20 protein-coding genes and 3 pseudogenes are annotated in these 23,074 nt (G+C 68.5%); 12 read left to right on the top strand and 11 right to left on the bottom strand.

All coding sequences use genetic code 11. The annotated features are described in order from the left end of the window. Positions 1-663: 663 nt before the first annotated feature. Positions 664-2,976: a M4 family metallopeptidase gene (locus tag OG828_RS01470; RefSeq protein ID WP_328349424.1), complete on the top strand. Its 2,313-nt coding sequence runs from the start codon at positions 664-666 to the stop codon at positions 2,974-2,976. Positions 2,977-3,055: 79 nt separating this feature from the next. Here OG828_RS01470 and OG828_RS49420 read toward each other — a convergent pair whose 3' ends face one another. After that, a complete protein-coding gene (locus OG828_RS49420) occupies positions 3,056-3,181 on the bottom strand; it encodes a transposase domain-containing protein (RefSeq protein WP_443062360.1) in 126 nt (41 codons plus the stop codon). A 135-nt stretch (positions 3,182-3,316) separates the two neighbouring features. Beyond that, positions 3,317-3,954: pseudogene (locus OG828_RS01475) on the bottom strand (IS5 family transposase); the annotation flags it as partial. On the opposite strand from OG828_RS01475, the gene OG828_RS01480 reads away from it, so the two are divergent. Beyond that, on the top strand, positions 3,921-4,334 hold the full coding sequence (locus tag OG828_RS01480) for a S1 RNA-binding domain-containing protein (protein ID WP_328371500.1): 414 nt from the start codon (positions 3,921-3,923) through the stop codon (positions 4,332-4,334). The pseudogene OG828_RS01475 and the gene OG828_RS01480 sit on opposite strands and share 34 nt — an antisense overlap. 410 nt (positions 4,335-4,744) lie before the next feature. Here the strand turns inward: OG828_RS01480 and OG828_RS01485 are convergent, their stop codons facing one another. The 4 genes from OG828_RS01485 to OG828_RS01500 form a co-directional block, all read right to left on the bottom strand. Further along, positions 4,745-5,989 carry an IS256 family transposase gene (locus OG828_RS01485; RefSeq protein WP_328499804.1) on the bottom strand — a complete coding sequence of 415 codons (1,245 nt, stop codon included), beginning with the start codon at positions 5,987-5,989 and terminating at the stop codon, positions 4,745-4,747. A gap of 259 nt (positions 5,990-6,248) precedes the next feature. Further along, positions 6,249-6,422: a hypothetical protein gene (locus OG828_RS01490; protein ID WP_328349426.1), complete on the bottom strand. Its 174-nt coding sequence runs from the start codon at positions 6,420-6,422 to the stop codon at positions 6,249-6,251. 321 nt (positions 6,423-6,743) lie between these two features. Continuing rightward, complete coding sequence (locus OG828_RS01495) at positions 6,744-7,415, bottom strand: hypothetical protein (RefSeq protein ID WP_328349427.1); 672 nt, start codon at positions 7,413-7,415, stop codon at positions 6,744-6,746. After that, complete coding sequence (locus OG828_RS01500) at positions 7,412-8,035, bottom strand: RNA polymerase sigma factor (protein ID WP_328499805.1); 624 nt, start codon at positions 8,033-8,035, stop codon at positions 7,412-7,414. The genes OG828_RS01495 and OG828_RS01500 overlap by 4 nt, the downstream gene beginning before the upstream one ends. Positions 8,036-8,481: 446 nt before the next feature. Here OG828_RS01500 and OG828_RS01505 point away from each other — a divergent pair, with 446 nt between their 5' ends. Further along, a complete protein-coding gene (locus OG828_RS01505; protein ID WP_328499806.1) occupies positions 8,482-9,153 on the top strand; it encodes a phosphotransferase family protein in 672 nt (223 codons plus the stop codon). 404 nt (positions 9,154-9,557) lie between these two features. Here OG828_RS01505 and OG828_RS01510 read toward each other — a convergent pair whose 3' ends face one another. Then, complete coding sequence (locus tag OG828_RS01510; protein WP_328499807.1) at positions 9,558-10,058, bottom strand: PaaI family thioesterase; 501 nt, start codon at positions 10,056-10,058, stop codon at positions 9,558-9,560. Positions 10,059-10,162: 104 nt separating this feature from the next. Here OG828_RS01510 and OG828_RS01515 point away from each other — a divergent pair, with 104 nt between their 5' ends. The 4 genes and pseudogenes from OG828_RS01515 to OG828_RS01530 form a co-directional block, all read left to right on the top strand. Then, entirely contained in the window at positions 10,163-10,630 is a 468-nt protein-coding gene (locus OG828_RS01515) for a winged helix-turn-helix transcriptional regulator (protein WP_328499808.1), read from the top strand. Positions 10,631-11,271: 641 nt separating this feature from the next. After that, the gene (locus tag OG828_RS01520; protein ID WP_328499809.1) at positions 11,272-12,285 is read left to right on the top strand and encodes an NADP-dependent oxidoreductase; all 1,014 of its coding nucleotides are present in this window, start codon (positions 11,272-11,274) and stop codon (positions 12,283-12,285) included. A gap of 294 nt (positions 12,286-12,579) precedes the next feature. Then, positions 12,580-14,469 carry an AMP-binding protein gene (locus OG828_RS01525; protein WP_328499810.1) on the top strand — a complete coding sequence of 630 codons (1,890 nt, stop codon included), beginning with the start codon at positions 12,580-12,582 and terminating at the stop codon, positions 14,467-14,469. A 26-nt stretch (positions 14,470-14,495) separates the two neighbouring features. Next, positions 14,496-14,720 (top strand): annotated as a pseudogene (locus OG828_RS01530) (CGNR zinc finger domain-containing protein); the annotation flags it as partial. A 60-nt stretch (positions 14,721-14,780) separates the two neighbouring features. Here OG828_RS01530 and OG828_RS01535 read toward each other — a convergent pair. Beyond that, entirely contained in the window at positions 14,781-15,290 is a 510-nt protein-coding gene (locus tag OG828_RS01535) for a winged helix-turn-helix transcriptional regulator (RefSeq protein ID WP_328499811.1), read from the bottom strand. A gap of 84 nt (positions 15,291-15,374) precedes the next feature. Between OG828_RS01535 and OG828_RS01540 the strand changes: the two are divergent. Beyond that, positions 15,375-15,913, top strand: a pseudogene (locus tag OG828_RS01540) (TetR/AcrR family transcriptional regulator); the annotation flags it as partial. 88 nt (positions 15,914-16,001) lie between these two features. Here OG828_RS01540 and OG828_RS01545 read toward each other — a convergent pair. Next, positions 16,002-16,868, bottom strand: coding sequence for an alpha/beta fold hydrolase (locus OG828_RS01545; RefSeq protein WP_328349435.1), 867 nt, complete (start codon positions 16,866-16,868; stop codon positions 16,002-16,004). Between the two features lie 272 nt (positions 16,869-17,140). Between OG828_RS01545 and OG828_RS01550 the strand changes: the two genes are divergently transcribed. Continuing rightward, positions 17,141-17,803: a class I SAM-dependent methyltransferase gene (locus OG828_RS01550; protein ID WP_328499812.1), complete on the top strand. Its 663-nt coding sequence runs from the start codon at positions 17,141-17,143 to the stop codon at positions 17,801-17,803. 457 nt (positions 17,804-18,260) lie between these two features. On the opposite strand, the gene OG828_RS01555 is transcribed toward OG828_RS01550, so the two are convergent. Beyond that, positions 18,261-18,986 (bottom strand): SDR family oxidoreductase, encoded by a 726-nt coding sequence (locus OG828_RS01555; RefSeq protein ID WP_328499813.1) that lies wholly within the window; start codon positions 18,984-18,986, stop codon positions 18,261-18,263. An 83-nt stretch (positions 18,987-19,069) separates the two neighbouring features. Between OG828_RS01555 and OG828_RS01560 the strand changes: the two genes are divergently transcribed. Further along, entirely contained in the window at positions 19,070-19,939 is an 870-nt protein-coding gene (locus OG828_RS01560; protein WP_328499814.1) for a LysR family transcriptional regulator, read from the top strand. Between the two features lie 193 nt (positions 19,940-20,132). Here the strand turns inward: OG828_RS01560 and OG828_RS01565 are convergent, their stop codons facing one another. Then, the gene (locus OG828_RS01565; protein WP_328499815.1) at positions 20,133-21,710 is read right to left on the bottom strand and encodes an FAD-dependent monooxygenase; all 1,578 of its coding nucleotides are present in this window, start codon (positions 21,708-21,710) and stop codon (positions 20,133-20,135) included. Positions 21,711-21,772: 62 nt separating this feature from the next. Here OG828_RS01565 and OG828_RS01570 point away from each other — a divergent pair, with 62 nt between their 5' ends. Then, the gene (locus OG828_RS01570; RefSeq protein ID WP_328499816.1) at positions 21,773-22,495 is read left to right on the top strand and encodes a TetR/AcrR family transcriptional regulator; all 723 of its coding nucleotides are present in this window, start codon (positions 21,773-21,775) and stop codon (positions 22,493-22,495) included. Between the two features lie 234 nt (positions 22,496-22,729). Continuing rightward, positions 22,730-23,071 carry an ArsR/SmtB family transcription factor gene (locus OG828_RS01575; protein WP_053752428.1) on the top strand — a complete coding sequence of 114 codons (342 nt, stop codon included), beginning with the start codon at positions 22,730-22,732 and terminating at the stop codon, positions 23,069-23,071. The last annotated feature ends 3 nt before the right edge of the window (positions 23,072-23,074 follow it).

Genomic DNA, 23,074 nt, shown 5'->3' on the forward strand with positions numbered 1-23,074 from the left:
AGAGCCGCAGTCACCGCCGCCCTGACCGATTCAGGCGCACGCCGTGGACAGTTGCTCGCCGACCAGAACAAGGAACGTGGGGCGACCTGGCCCGAGCGGGTCCCGAAACCGAGCACGCCCCTCAAGGCCGCCCACCCGAGATCCTCGCCCAACGCACCCGCATCAGCGAACTCCGTGGCCAGATCCGCTGTTTGGAAATCGAATGGACCGAGGAGGCCATTCAGCGGTCACCGCCCAGAACGCCACAGAAGAAGGGCCGTTCCCCGGCGACCACCGAGGCAGTCGTCGAGATGCCCAGCTCTTCCCGGCACTCGCGCACAGCCGCATCCCACAACCGGGCGCGCAGACGCTTGCCATGGGAACCACGGCAGGTTGCGAGATGAGGTCATCCGCGCATCCTGACAGCCGTCTCAGGGCCCTCGTTGGCGAGCCCGGCGGTACGGCCAACACCAAGTGGCTGAAGTTGCAGGTGTGCCGCGATTGTTCCAGCCGTGTAAAGGCGCATGTGATCACGCGCGTGTGCTCGGAGTGCGAGAAGCGCAAGGCCCGGTTTCCGGACAATGGTCTGATCCACTGCTGACAATTAATTCGTTTCAATGCCAACATCTTCACACCGCACGGCACCTTTCACAGGACCACCACATCGCGGTCAAAGGAGATTGAGTGACGAGCGACAGACGTCCTCACAGAACCACCACGCTCCCCTCTTTACGCCATCGCGCAGCAGCGGGCGCCCTCGTCGTGACCGCCGCGCTGTTCGTCGCGGGGCTTCCCGCCTCCGGTGCGAGCGCCCAGCCGGATCCCGGCTCGGCGAGCCCCGCGAAGATCGCCGCCGAACCGAGGCCGGGCGCGACGCCCGTCCCGCTCACCCCCGCCCAGCGCGGCAAACTGCTGAAGTCCGCGACGAAGGCCAGTGACGACACCTCCGAAGCCCTGGGCCTGGGCGCCAAGGAGGAGTTGGTGCCCAAGGACGTCATCAAGGACGCCGACGGCAGCGTGCACACCCGCTACGAGCGCACCTTCGCCGGACTCCCGGTCATCGGCGGCGACTTGGTGGTCCATCAGCGCCCCGGCGGCCGGACCGTCACCAAGGCGACCGACGCCCCGATCACCGTGCCCACCACCAAGGCCGCCGTGTCGGCGTCGGCGGCCGAGAAGTCCGCCCTGAAGGCCGCCGACGCCGAGGGCACACGCAAGACCGAGGCGGACGGAGCACCTCGGCTGATCGTGTGGGCGGCCGACGCAGCGCCCGCCCTCGCCTGGGAGTCCGTCGTCACCGGCGTCCAGAAGGACGGCACGCCCAGCGAGTTGCACGTCGTCACCGACGCCAGGAGCGGCAAGACCCTGCGCGAGTTCGAGGGCGTCCAGGCCGGAACCGGCCACGGCCAGTTCAACGGCAAGGTCGACGTCGCCACCACCCGCGGTGCCGACGGATTCGAGCTGTCCGACACGCAGCGCAACCACAAGACGTACGACCTGGCGGGCGGCATGGTGGGCACCGGCACGCTCCTCACCGACGCCGACGACGCGTGGGGCGACGGAACGCCGGGCAACGTCCAGACCGCGGCCGTGGACGCCGCGTACGGAGCCCAGCAGACCTGGAACTTCTACCACGACCGGTTCGGCCGCAACGGCATAGCCAACGACGGCCGACAGGCGTACTCCCGAGTCCACTTCGGCGACAACTTCGTCAACGCGCTGTGGGGCCACCAGGGTTGCTTCTGCATGACCTACGGTGACGGGGCGGGCAACGCGAACCCGCTGACCTCCCTTGACGTCGCCGCCCACGAGATGTCCCACGGTGTCACCGAGACCACCGCAGGCCTCATCTACGCGGGCGAGTCCGGCGGGCTGAACGAGGCCACCAGCGACATAATGGCGGCGGCGACGGAGTTCTTCGCCAACAGCCCCGGGGACACTCCCGATTACGAAGTCGGCGAGCTGATCGACATCAACGGGGACGGCACACCGCTGCGCTACATGGACGAGCCGTCCAAGGACGGGCTGTCCCAGGACTACTGGTCGCCCGCCACCAACACCGTCGACGTCCATTTCTCCTCCGGCGTGGCGAACCACTTCTTCTATCTGCTCGCTGAGGGCAGTGGCAGCAGGACCGTCAACGGCGTGGCTTACGACAGCCCGACGTACGACAGTCTCCCCGTCCCCGGCATCGGGCTGCACAACGCCACCAACGTCTGGTATCGGGCGCTGACCACGTACATGACGTCCAGCACGGACTACGCGGATGCCCGTGAGGCGACCCTCCTGGCCGCCGCCGACCTGTTCGGCCGGTCCAGCGAGGCGTACGAGGCCGTGGGCAACACCTGGGCGGCCGTGAACGTGGGCTCGCGCTTCGTCAACCACATCGCGCTCACGCCCCCGCGCGACCAGGAGGCCGCCGTCGGACAGCCGGCCTCACTCCGGATCTCCGCCACCACCAGCCGGTCCGGAGACCTGACCTACTCGGCCACCGGGCTGCCCGACGGGCTGTCCATCGACGCCGCCACCGGGGTCGTCTCCGGCACACCGACCGCAGAGGGCGACTTCACCCCCACGGTGACGGTCGGCGTCGACGGCCAGACGGACAAGAGCTCCAAATCGTTCTCCTGGACCGTCATTCCGTCCGGCGGCGACTTCTTCGTCAACCCCGGCGACGTCGACATCCCGGACGCGGGCGACCCGGTGGAGTCCCCGCTCATCGTGACCGGCCGCAACGGCGACGCGCCGAGCGACCTTGAGGTCACGGTGGACATCATCCACACCTACCGGGGTGACCTGGTCATCGACCTGGTGGCCCCCGACGGCACGGCGTACCGGCTGAAGGAATTCAGCAGTGACTCGGGCAACGACATCCACACGACATACACCGTGGACGCGTCCGCCGAACCGGCCGACGACGGCACGTGGAAGCTCCGCGTCCAGGACGTGTACTCACTCGACATCGGCTACATCGACAGCTGGAAGCTGACCTTCTGATACCCGTTCCACGACCGCATTCGCCTGTTCTGCCCCTGCCGGTGCACCGGCAGGGGCAGGGCAGAACGGAGTTGCGCCGTCAGTGGCCCGCGCAGTACGGGTGTCGGGTTGGAAGCACCACCAGCCGGGCCGGCAGCAAACGTCTGCGATGCTCCGCACGACCACAGGCAGCCACCACACGATCCACCAACCCGGGCCGATACACCTAGGTCAGCAGCCCTAACCCCGATAACTCGCCGACATCCGCAGACACCCGCACCACCCCCGGGAAGCACTACGCAGCAGCGTACGCCCACAGACTGGAACAACGGCATTGGGACTAAGAGTTCGCGCGGATAGGTCATGGACGTCGGGCGGTCCGCGTGTCCCATCGGTAGGCCGTCCATACCTTGCGGATCAGGCGCCGGATCACGATGACCGCGCTGGCGAGTGCTACCCACGCGGCCTGCACCACTGCACGCCGGTCCGTGACGATCGCCAGTGACTTAAAGCCCCGTGTGTGCCGGGAGTTCGTCCTTTCGACAACCCACCGGCGGGTGTGGATGATCGGCAGGAACACGCCCTTTGGGGTGATCCGCCATCCGCACCCCAGCTCGGTAAGCAGCGTGCGCCTCACGCGCGAGTCGTAGCCCGAGTCCAGGTGCACCGTGATCCGGTCGGGCAGACGGAAGCCGAAGCGACCAAGGGGCTCCAGGGTGGGCGTAACAGCGGAGAGTCGTGCCGGTTGGCACCGGCCAGCGCGCATCCGATCGGGAGCCCGCCGCCTTCGACCAGCAGCGACCGTTTGGTCCCCGACTTCCCGCGGTCCACAGGCGAGGGGCCCGTGTTCTCCCCGCCTCCGGGGTCTTTCACGATGCACCCATCTAAGGCGAGATTCTCCAGATCCAGGCCGATGGCCTGGTCATAGGCATTCAGCGGGGCCTGATGCAGGGCTTCGAAGACTCCTGCGGCGATCCACTCGTCCCGCCGGGAGCGCAGCGCCCCTCGTACGGTTCGCTGATCAAACTGGTCAGATCGTCAACGGAACTGTCACGAAGATCGTCCCATTCAGCGTGTTTGTGCGACTGCCCCCTGGCATCGAGGGACTTCTGCACATCTCCGAGATGACCGACTCACCCGTCGAAAGCCCAGACCAACTCGTGAGCGAGGGCGACCAGATCACGGTGCGGGTTGCGGAAGTCGACCTCCAGCGACACCGCGTCAGCCTTTGCGCCCGGCTCCTGAGTCCGGGTCGCCGGGTGACGCAGGTCAGTAGTCGGGGGCCGGCCACTGGGGAGAATCGGCCGGAGTGGGGTGCTCGGCCGGTCAGTTCGCGTCGATTCACCGGCAGTCGCGATGCTTCGCCCACCAGCGGGTGAAGGATGCTGATCTGGTGGACTGGGCAGCTCTACGGCAGTCGTGATCAGGACCGATTCATGCAGCCTGGAAGAGTTGATCATCCCGCTCGGGGATAGACCTGGCTGCAAGCTCGCCTGAGGCTGGACGCGGACCGGCCACGGCGAGCGCACGGCCCAGCAGCCCCACATGCCCTCAGCGGCGTTGCGGCCGACCGCCTCAATGGCCTGGGGGCCTTCTCGATCGGGATGTGCGACTCATCCACGAACGGCGGATCGGTGACCGGGTGATCCGTGCGCAGGCCGTGCCAGCGGACGCAGGTGGAACACCAACGTAGCTACAACGAAGAGTTGGGGCGCTGCAGTGGGTCCCTGGTGATGTCGAGCCCGGCATCGCGGCCGCCCCTCCGGTCATGTCCCGTGGGGTGGTGTAGTCAGGGCAGCTGTTTCGGTTCCGGTTGTGGGGTGATCTGCGGTTCGGGTTCGGCTGGCTTGGTGGTGAAGAGGTCGGCCATGGAGGCTTCGGAGAGGTAGCGGCGGTCGAAGACCTGCCACTCGTCGTGGAGTTCGGCCAGGACCGCGGCGGCGAGCCGGTCCAGGGCGGCGGGGTTGGGAAAGACCTGGACGACGTCGTCCCGACGTTTGATCTCCCGGTTCAGCCGCTCCAGCGGGTTGGTCGACCAGATCTTCTTCCAGTGCGCCGACGGGAAGTCAGCGAACGCCGTGATGTCCGTTGCGGCATCCAGCAGCATCTTCTTGACCTGCGGGAACTGCCGTCCGAGCATGTCGGCGACCACGTCCAGTTGGGTGCGCACCTGCTCGCCGGTGGTCTGCGCGAAGATGGTGCGGATGGTGGCGGCGACCATCTCCCCGGAGCCCCTCTCGATCACCGAAAACACGTCCCGGACGAAGTGAACCCGGCACCTTTGCCAGGCCGCGCCGAGGAAAACGGTGCGGATCGCGGCCACCAGACCGCTGTGGCTGTCGGAGATCACCAACTGGACATTCTCCAGGCCGCGGGCCCGTAAGGATCCCAGGAACTTGGTCCAGAACGGCTTCGACTCGCTGTCGCCGACCATCAGGCCGAGGATCTCGCGGTGCCCGGTGGCGGAGATCCCGGTGGCGATGACCACGGCTTGGGACACGATCCGGTGGTTCACCCTCGCCTTGCAGTAGGTGGCGTCCAGGAAGACGTAGGGGAAGACGGTGTGGTCCAGCGGCCGTTCCTTGAACGCGGTCAGTTCCTCGTCCAGCTCACCGCAGATGCGGGAGACCTCGGACTTGGAGATCCCGCTGTCCGCGCCGAGTGCTTTGACCAGGTCATCGACCGAGCGGGTCGAGACGCCGTGCACGTATGCCTCCATCACCACGGCGAACAGCGCCCGGTCGATCCGCCGCCGACGTTCCAGAAGCGACGGGAAGAATGACCCGCTCCGCACCTTCGGGATCTTCAGGTCCAGGTCGCCGGCCTGCGTGGTCAGCAGCCTCTCCCGGTGTCCGTTGCGCCAGGTCGTGCGCTTGTCGGAGTGCTCGCCCGGCGCGGCACCGATCACCTCGGTGGCCTCGGCCTCGATCAGCTCCTGCAGGATGCGCTCGCACACCACCCTGATTGCCTCAACTCCATCGGCCCGACGTAGTGACTCAAGCAGCCGCATCAGCTCAGACTGAGACAAGGCCATCGCGTGCTCCTCCGGTTGAACTGCCCGTTCACCAGGGAGACTTGCGCGATGGCCTGCCCTTGCTCAGGGAGCATGCACGCTCAGCGGATGCACGCCCCGGGCAGACACCCGCGCGTTCCGGGACGACGCCCGACTACACCACTTCATGGGACGCGATCGCCCCTCCGGACGACTCGGTGCACTTGGTCCGGTCCCGCCGCAGAGCCACGTCCGGCGGCTTCGGCTGTCGCGGCGACGCCGGACGTGGGCCATCTGTCGCTCACAGCAGGCGTTCCACCCATACGAAGGCGAGGCCGATCAGCCCCGTGCCGGCGCCGTAGCAGGCGCCGCGCAGCAGGTGGGAGAGGGCGATCCGCCGGCGGCGTGCGATCCACTTCCGTGCGGCAGACAACCGTTCGGGGCCCGTCCGGGGCATACGAGGGCTAGGGTCCATGGGAGACGTCCCTTTCTGGACGGCGTCGTGACGGGGAGTCCGCCCGGCCGGTGGCTTCGGAACCGTGGCCGGTGAGGGCTCCCCATCGTCGTGTTCACGGTCGGAAGCCAGTGAATGAGCGGCTGACGGTGGCCTCCTTGCAGCCCGGCGACCGGCCGGGCTGCAGGCGGGGGAAATCACGACTGGGATCGGGACAGGATTCCCAGCCTGACAGCCAGTTTTCGCGATCTCGCGGTACTGTCCTCCGCCGCACAGCGCGGCGGGGCCGACCGCGGCCGGTCCAGTGGACGAGGTCGGCCTCCGCCTCGGTTCAAGCCCTCTTCAGCGGCCTGCGGTGAACTCCTCCAGGCGGGCGACCAGTTGGCGGTCGGGGCGGGCGACGATGACACCGGAGCCGGGTGTGCGCGCGGCGAGCCGGTCGACCTCGCCCTCCAGGCGGCGCGTGGGGGCGAGGGCGCGGGAGCCGTTGTCGCGTACGTACCGTGCGAAGATCTCCAGGCCCTCCAGGAAAGCGGCGTCGGGCGGGGTGGTGTCGGCCATGGAGTGGGTGAGCTGGTGCAGCCAGTGCCAGGCCCGCCGTGATTCGCCCAGGGACAGGTGGTGCAAGTGCAGGCAGTAGGCGGCGGCGCGGCTGCCGGCACCGGCGGCGAGTTGCCACCAGAACTGCGCGGACTCCGGATGCGTGGTCAGGTAGAGCAGGCAGCCGAAGACGAGCGCGCCGTCGACGTCGAGTTCCTCCTCCGACAGCGGCCCCTGGTCCGGCCCTTCGGCGATCTTTGCGACGTGCGAGGGGGCGTCGGGCTCGTTGAGCACCCACCGGCACACCACCCCGAGGCGCTGGCCGGCCTGGGCGGCGCGGGTGACCTCGGTGGTGGGGGTGCGGCGGGAGGCGTCGGCGGCCAGCCGGCGCAGGCCGGCGGCGACGTCGAACGTCCGCGGTGCGGAGACCGGGAGCCGGGCCTCGGTCAGGAGGGTTTCGATGGTGGCGGTCATGCTCCTTCTCCCGTGGGCTTGGGCTTCCTTCGCTGGGCGGGCAGGCCCAGCTTGATACGCAGGCGCTCCTTGGCGCGGCGCAGGTGGTGGCCGACGGTGCGTTCGTCGATGCCGATGTACCAGGCGACTTTGGCGGTGGGGTAGCCCAGAACGTAGCGGAGCACGATCACTTCGAACTGACGGTCCGGCAGTTCGGCGATCGCCTCGTACAGGCCGCTGGCCGACTCCATCTTCTGCAGCTTGTCCCGGGCGGTGGCCAGCGCCTTGTCCAGGGCCTGGGCGATGGGGCCGTTGATGACGAACGCCGGCGCCCGCCCCTCCAGCTCAAGGCGGTCGTGCACGGCCCGCCGTACGATCGCCCACGCGCCCTGCTCGAGGTTGCCGGCGCTCAGCAGCTGCGACCATCCGGCATGGATCTCCAGGAAGACCTCGTGTATGACCTCTTCCGCGGCCGCCCGGGTACCGAAGTGGACCTCCGCGTACGCGTGGAAGGGCTCCTGGTGGCCGAGGTAGAAGGCCTCGAAGTCCAGCGGCAGCTCCAGCGGCACGAACATGGACTGCGACAGCCCCACGCCGTTCTCCGACGGCGAGGCGCCCTCCCGGGCGTCGTCGTAACTCACGCGAGGCTCCTGTCGGCAGGGGACATGAGCAAAGATCCTCTCCATCGAGGTCATCAGGGACCCGGCGCCAACTACCGGACGCCGACAGGCCGTTGGGCCTGTCCCCTACCTAAGCGATGTGCGGGGCGGAACACTCACGTCCCCTTGAGAAAGGCACGCAGCGTCCCCGGGATGGAGCGCTGTGCAACCTTCAACAAGCACCGCTAGTCACCCTCTGTAGCCCTCTGGCCAGGCGTAACCCGCCCGAGGTAGGCAGCGAACACCCCTCCGCATCCGGACCGTGTTCTGCATCACACACCGTCAGCTACCCCGCACACGCCACGCGCATATCGGAGCACACGCCACTGCCCGCGCCCTCTCGCACCGCAGCCGAGGGCCGTTGCCGAGGGCAGACGTGTCCGGATGTGGGGGCGCCCAGGGTGCTGCCTGTGTCGGATGATCGGCGGATGCGTCCGCTGAAGCACGGCTACACCAACCGCACCGTCGGCGACGGTGCCATCGTGGAGAAGACCTATGAGGGTCCCGACGTCGAACTCAGGCTCCGTCGCGAACACACGCTGCTGACCCGGCTTCAGGACCGGTTGCCCGTGCCGCCGGTGCGCGCAGCGACCGCGACCACCCTCACGCTCGGCTTCGTAGCTGGTGTGCCCGGCCAGGAACTCCTGGACGCCGGGCACCCTGTGGAGGTCCTGGCGAGCTGCGGGAAACTGCTGTGCCGTATCCACGCAACTGCACCGAGCGCGCTGAGGGTGGGCGCGCCCAGGGCGGGCAAGGTGCTCGTGCACGGCGACTTCGGCCCCAACAACGTACTGCTGGATCCCGGCACTTTCGAGATCACCGCAGTGGTCGACTGGGAATTCGCGCACCTCGGGGATCCGGTCGAGGACCTGGCCTGGTGTGAGTGGGTCGTACGGATGCACCACCCCGAATACCGCGATGCACTCGGCCACTTCTTCCGGGCCTACGACGGGCAGGTGCCGCCCTGGCCGGTCCGCAGGGCCGCCATGCTGACCAGATGCGAGACGCTGCGGCAGTTCTGCGACCGGTGGGAGCCGAACGGTCCGGGTGTGAAGCAGTGGCAGATGCGTGCCACCGCGACAGCGGGCTGGCAAGAGTAGCCCGGGACCCGGACCACCGGCCGAGAGGGTCCGGGACCGTGACGCGCGGCCACATTGCGGTGCTGCCCTGTCCTGTGAACATCGAACACCGTGTGGTCTGGGTGCCTCCCGACATCCTCGGTCGCAAGCTGGCTACTCGCGTGCGTCAGAACGCCACCGCCATCGCCCAGAGCTTCACCGCCTACGCCTTCCCCGACGAGCAGTTCCCTGAGCGCATGCGCTACCGCGACTGGCCATGGCCGCCCACACAACCTGGTGGCTGCGACACGAGGGCGGCCGCATCCTGCTCGCCTCCAACAACGGCCACGTCGCCTACACCAGCGACAACCCGGATGAGTTCCCGGAACGAGCCACCCCCTGTTGTCCCGGCTGCCCCCAACGGACCGAGGTGCCTGCCTGCGGAGTCACACCCGAGGTGGGGGTACCGGGAAGAGCATGCAGCTGCTGGTGGCGTGGGCGAGCAGTCGGTCCTTCGCGTCGACCAACTGGGCCTGGGCGAGGGCGGTTTGGCGGCCCTTGCTGACGACCGTGCCGATGGCGCGCACCGTACCCGTGTCCACGGTGATCCGCCGCAGGAACTTCACCGTCAGGTCGAGCGAGGTGTACGCCATGCCCTGCGGGAGGGTGGACTGGACTGCGCAGCCCGCCGCCGAGTCGAGCAGGGTGGCGAAGATGCCGCCGTGCACGCTGCCGATCGGGTTGTAGTGCTCCTCGCCCGGTGTCAGCGAGAAGACCGCCCTGCCGGGCTCCACCTCGTCCAGGGCGAAGTCGACGGTGTAGTTGATCGGCGGCGCCGGCAGCCGCCCCGCCTGCAGCTCGCGCAGGAAGTCGATGCCGGCCATGCGCCCGGCGGCCTCCGCCGAGATCGCGGGATCGTCCCATTGATACGTACGCGTTCGCCCCACGGTCCAGCGCCCTTCCCTCTGACTGTCAGCTGACTTTTTCCAGTGAAGCTAGACTTTCGTTCACCTGACTGTCAATGGCGAAGGCAGGCCCTTACGATGGCGGGATGGAATGGCTTGAGGCGAGCACGGAGAACTGCCCCGTCCAGCGCACGCTCGACGTGATCGGGGAGAAATGGACGCTGCTGATCCTGCGGGACGCCGTCAACGGGGTTCGCCGCTTCGACGACTTCCACCGTCACATCGGCCTGTCGGAGGCCGTCCTCAGCGACCGCCTCCGCAAGCTGACCTCGGCCGGCATCCTCAAGACCGTCCCCTACCAGGAGCCCGGCAGCCGCTCCCGCAACGAATACCGCCTGACCCGCAAGGGCTGGGACCTGTGGCCCGTCCTGATGGCACTGACCCAGTGGGGCGAGGCGTACGCCCTCGGCCCCGAGGGTCCCCCGCTGGACGTTCGCCACGCCGACTGCGACGCGCCGGTCCGCGTCGTCGTCCAATGCTCCGCGGAGCACTCCACCCTCACTCCCCGTGAAGTCACCGCCCGGCTGGGAACAGGCGCCCGCCTCCGGCCATGAGCCGGCGCACGATCCACTTCAGCGCGCCGCCGAACCGAACTCTGAACGTGGCGGCGATCTCGTCGGCGGTCGCGGTGGCGTAGGCGTAGGTCGATCGGCCGGTCGCCTCGATGCAGCCGTATGGCGTCAGGCGGGACGGCCCTCGGTATCCCCCCTGGCGACTGCGCTCCTGTTGTGGCGCTCGCGACCGCGTGCTGGGTGGATCTGATGGACGGCACCCTCCCCCCGGGGCGAAGGCTTCGCCCTTGTCGGTGAGGTGGTACTCGTAGCGGCGGGGCCTTTCGCCGTAGGGACGGCGTTCGAGCATGCCGACGTCCGCACTCTGGGCCAGACGGAGTGAGCACGTCCCGGCAGGCCGAGCCCGCGCGCCCCATCCACTGTGTCGCGCCAGTACGGCCGGACCAGATCCATGCCCTTGGACGTGATCACGTACTTCGGCCGGCGCCGCGATCCTGGTTCCTTATAGGTCTCGGTGGCCAGGATCCCTGGACTCCAACCTCTGAGTTTACTTTTCTATACTCAGAAAGTAGCGTCGTGGTCAGCACATCAACCCGGCCGCACGCGAGGAAACGGGCGCGCAGGGCGACCTGCGCGAAGAATCACATCGACCACCGGAACACCCACGCAGAAAGGCGGCCGACGTGAAGGCATTCGTCGTCGAGAAGTACGGCAAGGACGGAGTGCGCGCCGCCGAGGTACCTGAGCCGACCGTCGGAGACCGCGACGTCCTGGTCAGAGTGAGGGCCGCCAGCATCAACCCGCTGGACAAGATGATCCGCGACGGGGAGTTCAAACAGCTCATCAAGCACAAGCGTCCGTTCGTGCTCGGCCACGACCTCGCCGGCGTCGTAACCCGGGTCGGCGACGCCGTACACGGCTTCGAAGTCGGCGACGAGGTCTACGCCCGGCCACGCGACCTGCGGATCGGAGGCTTCGCGGAGTACATCGCGATCGACATGGACGATGTCGCGCCCAAGCCGGCCTCCCTGACCCACCAAGAGGCAGCCGCGGTGCCGCTGGTGGCCCTGGCCGCCTGGCAGGTTCTCGTCGACCGTGCCCACGTGAAGCCGGGCCAGAAGGTGCTCATCCACGCCGGTGCCGGTGGCCTCGGCTCGACGGTCATCCAGCTCGCCAAGCACCTCGGCGCCACGGTGGCGACGACCGCGCGCACCGATTCCGAGAAGCTGGTCAGGAGCCTCGGCGCCGACATCGTCGTCGACTACACCAAGGAAGACTTCGCGAAGGTGCTGTCCGGCTACGACCTGGTGCTGGACTCCCTGGGCGGAGAGAATCTCGAGAAATCCCTGACCGTACTGAAGCCCGGCGGCCTGGCCGTCAGTGTCGTCGGCCCGCCGGACCCCGCCTTTGCCAAGCAACTCGGCGCCCCCTCCATCCTGGGCCTGGTCATGAACGTACTCAGCCGCAAGATCCGCAAACAGGCGAAAGCGCTGGGCGTGCGCTACGAGTTCTTCTTCATGCAGGCCAACGGCTCCCAGCTGCGCAAACTCGGCGTCCTCTACGACAGCGGGAAGCTCCGCCCGGTCATCGACACCACCTTCCCGTTCGACCGCACGCTCGAGGCGATGGCACACGTCGAGCAGGGCCGCACCAAGGCCGGCAAGGTCGTGGTCTCGATGGCACCCGACAACGAGTGAGACAGCGCCGCCCACAGACCCTGACCCCGCTGGGTGCCGATGGCCGCCGACCTCACGGCGGCCGCGGTGTTCGGCTTCGGCGTGACGGACCGATACGACCGTAAGGAGTTCTGACTTCACCGGAGGTGGACCAGACGATCCAGCAGATGGGGCACTGGCTCCGTCAGCACCTCGGCGCGTGAGCGGCAGCCGCACCTGACGGCTTGGTCTGCCGGCCGGCATGCGGTACTTGTGTCCGACACTGCTCCGTACACAGCCCTACCACCGTCCCTCGATGCCACAAAGGAGTGCGCGATGGAAACGTACGAGGATGTCTTCCGCGCCAGTACCGAGGACCCGGAGAGCTTCTGGCTGAAGGCGGCAGAGGGCATCGACTGGGATGTCGCTCCGCAACGCGCCTTGGATTCCTCGGGCGCACCCTTCTACCGCTGGTTTCCCGACAGCCGGCTCAACGTCTGCTTCAACGCGCTCGACCGACACGTCGAAGCCGGCCGAGGCGAACAACCCGCGCTCGTCTACGACTCCCCCGTGACCGACACCCGGCGCACCTACACCTACACGCAGCTGAGGAAAGAGGTGGCGGCCTTCGCCGGAGCACTCGCGCAGCTCGGCGTGGGGCACGGCGACCGCGTGGTGATCTACATGCCGATGGTCCCCGAGGCCGCCGTCGCCATGCTCGCCTGCGCACGCATCGGCGCCGTCCACTCGGTCGTCTTCGGTGGCTTCGCCCCGCGCGAACTCGCCCTCCGCATCGACGACGCGGCCCCCAAGGTGGTCGTCTCCGCCTCCTGCGGCATCGAGGGCAAGCGGGTCATCGCGTACAAGCCCCTGCTCGACCGGGCCATCGAACTCGCGGTCCACAAGCCTGAGAAGAACGTGATCCTGCAACGCCCGCAGGAACCGGCCGAGTTGGGGCCCGACGATCTCGACTGGGCCGATTTGGTCGCCGCCGCACCACCGGCCGCCTGTGTTCCCGTCGCCGCCACCGATCCCCTGTACATCCTCTACACATCCGGAACGACCGGAAAACCCAAGGGTGTCGTGCGCGACTGCGGCGGCTACGCGGTCGCCCTGCACTGGTCGATGGGCGCCGTGTACGACGTGGGCCCGGGCGAGACGATGTTCACCGGCTCCGACGTCGGCTGGGTCGTCGGGCACTCGTACATCGTCTACGGGCCCCTGCTGGCCGGCGCGACGACGGTTCTGTACGAGGGCAAGCCGGTCGGCACCCCGGACGCGGGCCAGTTCTGGCGCGTCGCCGCCGAGTACCGGGTCAAGACCATGTTCACGGCACCCACCGCCTTCCGGGCCATCCGCAAGGAGGACCCGAAGGGGGCGCTCACCGCCGGCTACGACCTCTCCCACCTGCGCTACCTCTTCCTCGCCGGCGAGCGCCTCGACCCCGAGACGTACCACTGGGCGAGCGCTCTCCTGGACGTCCCTGTGATCGACCACTGGTGGCAGACCGAGACCGGCTGGCCCATCGTCGCCAACCCCGTCGGCATCGAAGCCGCGCCCGTCAAGCCCGGCTCCCCCACCCGCCCGCTGCCGGGCTGGGACGTCCGAGTCCTCGACCCTTCGGGCCAGCCGACGCCCGGGGGCGTCGACGGCGCGATCGTCGTCAGGCTGCCCCTGCCGCCCGGCGCACTGCCCACCCTCTGGAACGACGACGACCGCTACGTCGCCTCCTACCTCTCCGCCTACGACGGCTACTACCTCACCGGCGACAGCGGCCACATCGACGAGGACGGCTATGTCTTCGTCATGGGCCGCACCGACGACGTCATCAACGTCGCCGGACACCGGCTGTCCACCGGCAGCATGGAAGAGGCCCTGGCCGCCCACCCCGACGTCGCTGAATGCGCCGTCATCGGCGTCGCCGACGAACTCAAGGGCCAGATCCCGCGCGGCTTCGTCGTCCTGAAGGCCGGCACCGACCGCGAACAGAGCCAGGTCGAGGCCGAACTCGTCCAGCTCGTCCGCGAACGCATCGGCGCCGTCGCCTCCCTCAAGGACGTCACGGTCGTGGCCGCCCTCCCCAAGACCCGCTCGGGAAAGATCCTCCGCAAGACCATGCGCGGCATCGCCGACGGCCGCGACGAGCCCATCCCCTCCACGGTGGACGACCACGGCGTCATCGATGCCCTACGCCCGGTTCTTCGCCGTGCCGGTCACACCCTCTGAACCGCTGGTAGGAGCCCTGCCCGACGGTGGGCGAGCGCATCCGGCGGTCTCCGCGCGCCACGGCACATCCACGACGCCGCCGCTCAGCCGCCGATCGAACGACTGCTGAACGCGGTGAACTGCATCCAGACGTACGTCCCCGTCGCCACGGAGCGGACCGCTGCGCACTGCGCTTCCTGGACCGCTCCCCGGCACGCAACCGCCGCTGGTGTGCCATGTCCCGCTGCGGAAACCGCACCACGGTCCGCCTCCGCCAGACGCGTGCACGACAGAGCGGCGGGATCACGGCAGCTGACGGAAGAGTCCTCAGGTCATCCGGACGGTCTCATGCGAAAGGCGGGGCCGGGGACGCTCTCGATGTCCTTCACTTGCACCGGGTGGCCTTGTTCGCAGCCGATCTGGACACCGACGTGCGCGCCGCACTCGCGGTGTCGCGCCACTACCGCCGGCCCCTCCGGGTCTGCGCGATAGCGGTCGCCCCACTGCAGCAGCCCCATCACGGCCGGCACCAGATCCATGCCTTTCGGGGTGATCACATACTTCGGCCGACTCCGCGAACCGGGCTCCTTGTACGTCTCGGTCGCCAGGATCCCTTCCCCCACCAGCATCCGAAGCCGCGTCGCCAGAAGGTTACGAGGACAGCCCAGCACACGTTCGAAGTCACCGAACCGGGACGAGCCGTACCACACTTCACGCAGGATCAGGATCGTCCACTTCTCGCCCACGATCTCAAGAGTCCGCGCGATCGAGCAGTTGGACGTGTCCCGGTCGAGTCGGGTGTCCATGCCGGTGTCTTGGAGAACTTCGGTCCACGCATCCATGGGAGCGATTCTAATCGCGTTTGAGTTTACTTACAGATACTCAGCCATCGGTAATATTATATGCGTCAGATCATGAGCTAGCAGGTGACGCGGCAACGGATCAGCGAGAAGGCCGGCCACCGATTCAAGCAGGACGGGATAGACGGCTCGGGCATCTCGACACTGATGGCGGACGCCGGGCTCACCAACGGAGCGTTTCTACGCCCACTTCGCCTCCAAGGACGTCCTCGTCGCCAAACGTCGTCGCCGAGGAACTGCGCACGCAGGCGGAGAGCTACGACGCGCTGCGGCCCGGCCGACAGGGATTCGAGGACTTCGTTCGCGACTATCTGTCGCCCGAGCATCGTGACCAGCCGGGCGCCGGATGCCCGTCCGCCGCACTGCTCGACGAGATCGGCCGCTGCGCGGACGTCACCAAGCAGGCGTACACCGAAGGCGCGAAGGCCATCATGGCAGAGATCGCCGCCCGGCTGGCGCCTACGGATCCGCAGTCCGCTCGCGGCAAGGCCATCGGGCTCTTCACCATGATGGTGGGGACGCTGCAACTGTCCCGCGCCCTCACCGACCACAAGTTCGCCGACGAGGTCCTCGAGCAGGGAATCGAGAACGCCCACGCGTTCATGCACCGAGAGGAACGACCGAGCCGCAGCAGTGTGGTGGTCGACCTCTGCCGGGCGACCTCGACTCACGACCGCCCGTCCCTGGCACCCACTACCGCTCAAGGAAGTCGAGGGCTTCCGCCACGAACTGCTCGTGGAACTGGAAAATGCCTCCGTGGCCGGCGTCAGGGTAGACGGCCACGTCGGCGTCCGGCAGTCGCCGGGCCAGGTCGAACGAGTTCTTCGTCGGCACCATCCTGTCACTCTCGCCGTTGGCGACGAGCACGGGCTGATGGATCACGGAGAGGTCCTGGGGCTGCGCGAGCCCCCAGCGGTGGATCGCCTTGAGCTGGGCGAAGTACGACGTGAGGGAGATCGCCTTGTCCCGGTCGTGGGTGCGCTCCTTGAGACGGGCCAGGAACTGCTTCCCGGCTCGGCGCCCGCCCGCGGTGCGGGTGAAGAAGAGGAACTGCTTCGGGTCCTGGAGCGTGAACAGGCCCCGGACGGTGTCGAGATGGGACAGCCGGGTCACGTTCTTGATGCCCTCCCCACCCGCGGGGCCGGTGCCCGTGAGGATCAGCTTACGGACGAGCTGCGGTTCGTCCTGGGCGATCACCTGGGCGATCATGCCGCCCATCGAGAAGCCGTGCATGTCGACCTGCTCGAGCCCGAGCGCCCGGATGAAGGTGACGGCATCCTTCGCCATCTCCTCGATGGTCTTCGGGGTCGAACCGCTGGAGGCTCCGACACCCCGGTTGTCGAAGGTGATGACGCGATGTCTGGCGGCGATGCCGTCGACGACCCGGGGGTCCCAGTTGTCGAGGACCGCGGCAAGGTGAGTGAGGAAGACCACCGGGACGCCGGCCTTCGGGCCCAGGTCGCGGTAGGCGAAGGTCACTCCCCCCGCGGTGAGGGTGTGGGTGGGTGCGTTCTTGTACGACGTGACCGCGTCGCCTCGTACTCCTTGAGCGTCGTTCATGACCGTGCCCTTCTACCTGGGGTGTCTGGACAGCGACTGCGGTTCAGTCGAGTCCTTCCGTCAGCACGCCGGTTTTATATTATGACCATACTTTTATATGCGCAAGGCGTGCACCGCAGGCGATGACACGGAGGCCGCCGCCATCTCGGAGCCCGCAGAGTCACCGCCCGCCCCCCTCGCGATCGTCGTACAAGAGGACGGCGTGCCGTTGGTTCCACCTGGCCGGCAGAGGGCGGCGGGCCGATGTCAGTGCAGTGCCCTAGATTCGCCGCATGACTGAGCCGTCCTACCTCGCTGCTGTCCGGGAGTCGTACGACACCGTCGCCGCCGCCTATACGGAACGCGTCCCGGACCCGCGTGAGTTGGATCCTTTGTCGCGGGCGATGCTGGGGGTCTTCGCCGAGTTGATGCAGGGCGGCGGGCGGGGGCCGGTCGCGGATCTGGGGTGCGGGCCCGGGAAGGTGACGGCGTATCTGGCCGGTCTGGGCGTATCGGCGTTCGGTGTCGATGTGTCGCCGAGGATGGTCGAAGTGGCCCGTGAGGCGTATCCGGGGCTCCGTTTTCTGGTGGGGTCGATGACCGCGCTCGAGATCGAGGACGGTGAGCTTGGGGGGATCCTCGCCTACTACTCCACCCATCACACGCCGCCGGAGCTGCTGCCGACCGTGTTCGCAGAGTTCCACCGCACCCTCGCGCCCGGGGGCCGGCTCTTCATGGCCGGATACGCGGGAGACGGTGAGCGGCTGCGGCCGGAGACGGCATACGGCGGTCATCCGGTGTCGTTCACGTCGTATCTCCAGCCCGCAGACCAGCTTGCCGAACTGCTCGAGCAGGCCGGGCTCGTCGTCACCGCGCGGCTCGTACAGGCACCCGGCGACGGTGCGAAGAGGACGGTCGCCAGCTTCCTGGCCCGAAAACCCGATTCCGGGAGCTGATACGGCGGTTTCGGGTGATGCACCAGCGCAGGATGTTGGTGATCGTGGTGGGCGCGTTGGTGGGAGATCGCAGCCGCTTCGGGGGCACCGAGAAGACCCAGGGCGGCGGTGAAGTCGGCGTAGGCGCGGCCAGTTCGAGGAGGTCGTCCGAGAGATGCGCACGTGCGCCTGGCGGTCCTTGCTGCCGTATGCCGAACGCAGGAACACCATTCGCAGCGGCGGTACGGCGGCAGATGACGGTCGCGGCGTCCCGGGGAGCTGGGCTCCCCTCCCCCACCACGATCAACTGACCACAGGCCCAGCACGGAGCAGGCCGCGAGCTGTGCTGCTGTGTAGGTGGGGTCGAGCACAGGTCCACCTCCGCAGATGTCGACCGCTGCCGGCAGTGGTTCCTCCGACGCTTCGACGTCGAGCCCACCTTTCGCATGGTCAAGTTCGAGTGGCTCAGGCATCTGGATCACCAGGGGACGACGCCCTCGTCGTCGAAGAAGCCGCCGCGCGGGCCGTCATCCGGCAGGGTGGCGAGCCGGATGGCGATCGCGGCACCTTGCTCGGGTGTCCGCGGCGCGTTGAAGCCGGTGAAGTCGGTCGCGACGTAGCCGGGGCAGCAGGCGTTCACGATGACGTTCGTGTCGGAGAGTTGGCGGGCGTACTGGGCCGTGACGCTGTTGAGCATCGACTTCGACGGTGCGTACGCGGCCATGATCGGGCCGGTCTGCAGCGTCAGCGAGCCCATGTTGCTCGACATGTTGACGATGCGCGGCGAGTTCGCGCGGCGGAGCAGCGGGAGCATCGCGTTCGTCACCCGAACGACCCCGAACACGTTGGTGTCGAGGACGGTACGGACGACGTCGAGGTCGAGCGTCGTCGGATCCTGCGCGCCACCGTCGGTCCGGCCCGCGATGCCGGCGTTGTTGACGAGCACATCGAGCCGCCCTGCCATCTGCTCGATCGCCGCTGCCGCCGCGGTGACGCTGTCATGTGAGGTGACGTCGAGGGCGACCCCGAACGCGTCGACGCCCGCGGCACGCAGATGCTCGACGGCCTCCTTGCGCCTGGCATCGTCGCGAGCCCCCACCGCGACTCTGAAGCCGATCGCCCCGAGGCCCTGTGCGATGGCGAAACCGATTCCCTTGTTCGCGCCGGTTACCAGCGCGGTCTTCGTGTCGTTCACTCGGTCCATGCTCGGCGAGCCGCGCACTTGTCGTCCAATACGGGATCAGTCAGCTGTGATACTCCCCAGGTATCAGTCGATAAGCTGCTTGAGTGGACGATCTCGAGACCCGCGAGCTCCGGTACTTCGTAGCCGTCGCCGAGGAATTGCACTTCGGACGTGCCGCCGGTCGGCTCGGAATCGCACAACCGCCGCTCTCGCGCGCGATCCGCCAGTTGGAGCGGCGGCTCGGCGTCCAGCTCCTTGACCGGGACCGTCGTGGTGTGGCACTCACCGATGCCGGCAGCGTGCTGCTCCGCGAGGCCAGAGCGGCCCTCGACACGGTCGCGGCCGCCGCGCGTCGGACGCGGCGCGCAGGGGATCCGAAGCGGCAGCTGGTGCTCGCGACGAAGGCGGGGGCGTCCCACGAACTGCTGCGACGGCTCCTCGACACACACGCGGACGAACCCGGTGCGACACCGGTCGAAGTCCTCCTGTGCGAGGTCGGCGAGCAGGCACGGCTGCTGCGCGACGGGCAAGCCGACGTGGCACTCATGCATCGCCCGTACGACGACCTCGTCGGGTTCGACACCGAAGACCTCTGCGTCGAAGGCCAGGTTGCGATCCTTCCCGCGGGGCATCCGCTCGCGTCACGCGATCAGCTCACGCTCGCGGAAGTCCGCGACGTGCCTGACCTGCCGATCGCCCGGTGGCCCCGGCTCGACGGGTCCTACCCGGACGGGCCCGGACCGGAGGTACGCACCCAGTCGAAGCTCGCTCAGCTCGTGGCCCTCGGCAAGACGCTGCTCGTCATCCCCGCCTCAAGCCGAGCCTGGCAGTGGCCCGAACACGTCGCCGTTCCCGTCGTCGACGCACCGAACGTCACCACGGTGATCGCCTGGCCACCGAGCACCCGTTCCCAGGCGGTCGCATCACTCGTCCGCTCAGCGGCCAGCCTCCGCACCAACCCGCTGCCTGCGTGACACGCCCAACCCTTGAGCACAACCCGGGCGTCTACTCGGGGTCGGGGCCGGCCGTGCTGTCGTCGCCCGCGGTTTCGACACCGGTGGGCATGGGATCCGGTCGCCACCCCCCGCGCTGCAGGGGGTCGCTGCGCTCCTCGTCAATGTGGCCCCCCGAGGTGGGGTGAACTCCTGCCTGGGACGGATCCCCGGGTCACCGCCGCCCGGCACCAGTTTCCGGCGTGCCGGCCCACCGGTGCAGGGCGGTTTCGAGGCCGGTGGCGGCTGCGATGCCGGTGGTGTCGCAGGCCCAGGCGACGACCCCGTCCGGGCGTACGAGCACCGCGGTCGGAGTCGCGTGGTCATCGGTCACGCAGCTGACGCGCCCGGCCCAGGCCGCGGCGAGGCGGGCGAACCTGCCGTCCGCGGTGCGGTCGAGGAGCACAAAACCGCCGCCGTGGCTGTGGTCGGCCAGGCGGGAGCCGTCGCTCAGCCACAGGTCGGGGACGAACCGGCCGATGAGCGGATGGTCGCCGGGCAGGTCGATGCATTGCGTGACGCCGGCGATCTTCTTGACCGCGTACGTCGTGCCCGCCCGGGTGCTCAGCAGATCGGCGAGGACCTGGCGCAGCGCGGCCGACTTGGCGTCCGGGCGCATCACCCCGGTCTGGGCCCGCGTCCAGTCCAGCACCCAGGCGCCGAGCGGACGGCGCTCGGCGTCGTAGGTGTCGAGGAGTTCTTCGGGTGCCCGACCGGCGGTCACGGCACCGAGTTTCCAGCCGAGGTTCATCGCGTCGCCGACCCCGAGGTTGAGCCCCTGACCGCCGAACGGCGGGTGCACGTGTGCGGCGTCGCCGGCCAGCAGCACCCGTCCCGACCGGTAGGTATCGGCCTGGCGGGCGTTGTCGGTCCAGCGGGTCGGGGTGGCGCGCAGTGCGGTCAGTGTGACGTCGGTGCCCGAGACCCGACGCAGGCTGCCCTGCACCTCCTCGAGCGTGACCGGCTCCATGGGGGTCCCGCGCGAGCGCAACCGAGCTTGGGGAGCGCCGTCGAACTCGACGGTGGCCACCCGGCCTGGCTGGGGCCCGTAGCGGTAGGCCCCCTGGGGCGTCCACGTCCAGCCGTGTCCGAGCATCGAAGGGTCGGCGATGTCGACGACCGCCTGGTACCCGGTGAGTTCAGGATCGGTGCCGGAAAAGCCGATGCCCACGAGGCGACGCACGGTGCTGTGCCCGCCGTCGCACCCGACCAGCCACCCGGTGCGCACCGTACCGGCACTCGTGCCGACGAGCACCCCGTCGCCGGTGTCGTCCAGCGCGGTGACCTCCACCCCGCGACGCACCGGTACGCCGAGTCGCGCGACGTGCGCGGCGAGCAGCGCCTCCAGCTCGCGCTGCGGCACCATCCTCGCGCCCTCGGCCACGGTGTGCGCGGCTAGGTCGGGATCCGACCAGTCGACGAGGTCGGCGTCGAGGACCATCCCCGCGAAGTGCCCGGTGAACCGTGTCTCGGGCGCGCGACCGCCACCGGGTGGTGGATCGTAGGTCGTGCGGGCGAACGACCCCACACGTTCGAGCAGTTCGCGCTGCACCGCCTCGGCGGCCGGCAGCAGGCCGCGGCGGTCGAGGGCCTCGGCCGTCGGCAGGTTGATCGACTGTGCCTTCATGGCCTCGTCCGGCTCGGCCCGCCGCTCGAGTATCTGCACCGACGCCCCTGAGAGCGCCAGTTCCGCGGCGAGTACGAGGCCCACCGGCCCGGCTCCGGACACGGTCACGTCCACATCCTGATCCATATCCTCTGTCACGAACAGTGTTCTATAAACGAACGGTGTTCGTGTCAAGTTATAGTGGCCTGGTGAACCCCAGAGAGCGACGCGCGGCACGCCACCAGCCGCCCACCCCCGAGGCCGAAGCCGGCCCCAGGCCGCGGCGCCGCAAGGCCCCGATCACCGTGGAACAGGTCATCGACACCGCACTGGCCGTCATCGCCACCGAGGGCTACGAGGCACTGACCATGCGCCGCCTGGCCGGCGCCCTCGACACCGGTCCCGCCTCGCTCTACGCCCACGTGGTCAACAAGGCCGACCTCGACGAACTGCTCATCGGCCGGCTGTGCGCCCAACTCGCCCTGCCCGAGCCCGATCCCGCGGCCTGGCGGGAGCAGATCCGCGGCGTCTGCACGCAGCTGCGCGACCAGTACCTGGCCTACCCCGGCATCTCCCGCGCCGCGCTCGCCATGGCGCCCACCAGCCTCGACACCCTGCGGGTCAGTGAAGGCATGCTGGCGATCCTGCTCGCCGGCGGAATCCCCCCGCAGGCCGCCGCCTGGGCCACCGACACCCTTCTGCTGTACGTGGCCGCCCACTGCCTCGAAGCATCCATCGCCCGCCAGCGGGCAGCACACGACGACGCCATCTGGGTCCACGACCGGAACGAACTGCTGCGCCGGCTCACCGCCCTGCCCGCCGAGACCTTCCCCCACACCACCTGCCACGCTGCCGAACTCACCGCCGGCGAAAGCCACGACCGCTTCGACTTCACCCTCACCCTGATCATCGACGGCCTCACACACCGGTAGGCGTGTCCGGCGGATCTTCCTACGGCCGGGCACAGCGGCCCGGCTTCATCAGTACGACCGTCGAGCACCCGCGACCGGGTCACCGTCCAGGTGAGGGCAGTTGACGACCACAAGGCCCGACCGCGAGCACATCGCCGATGAACGTCGGCTTCGCACCCGGACGCGTCTGGAGCCTGTCGATCGTCCGCTCGACCCCGGCTTGACGCATGCCGATATGGGAATATGATCGCTGTCATGGCACGAGCAGCGACGACGTCGGACGCGTTCAACGCGATCGCCGAGCCGCAGCGCCGGGACATCCTGGCGCTGCTGCGGGCGGGTGAGCGGCCGGTGACCGACCTGGCCCAGGAGCTGGGGATGAGCCAGCCGCGGGCGTCCAAGCACCTGCGGGTGCTCCGGGAGGTGGGACTGGTGCGGGTCCGCGAGGCGGGCAAGCAGCGCCTCTACGGCTTGGACGCCCGTGGGTTGCGGCCGGTCCACGAGTGGGTCGGCGGATTCGAGCGGTTCTGGAACGAGAGTTTCGACCGGCTGGACACCTACGTGCAGGACCTCAAGCAGACACGACAGGAGGAATGACCG

It is taken from the genome of Streptomyces sp. NBC_00457 (assembly GCF_036014015.1).
Taxonomy (GTDB): domain Bacteria; phylum Actinomycetota; class Actinomycetes; order Streptomycetales; family Streptomycetaceae; genus Streptomyces.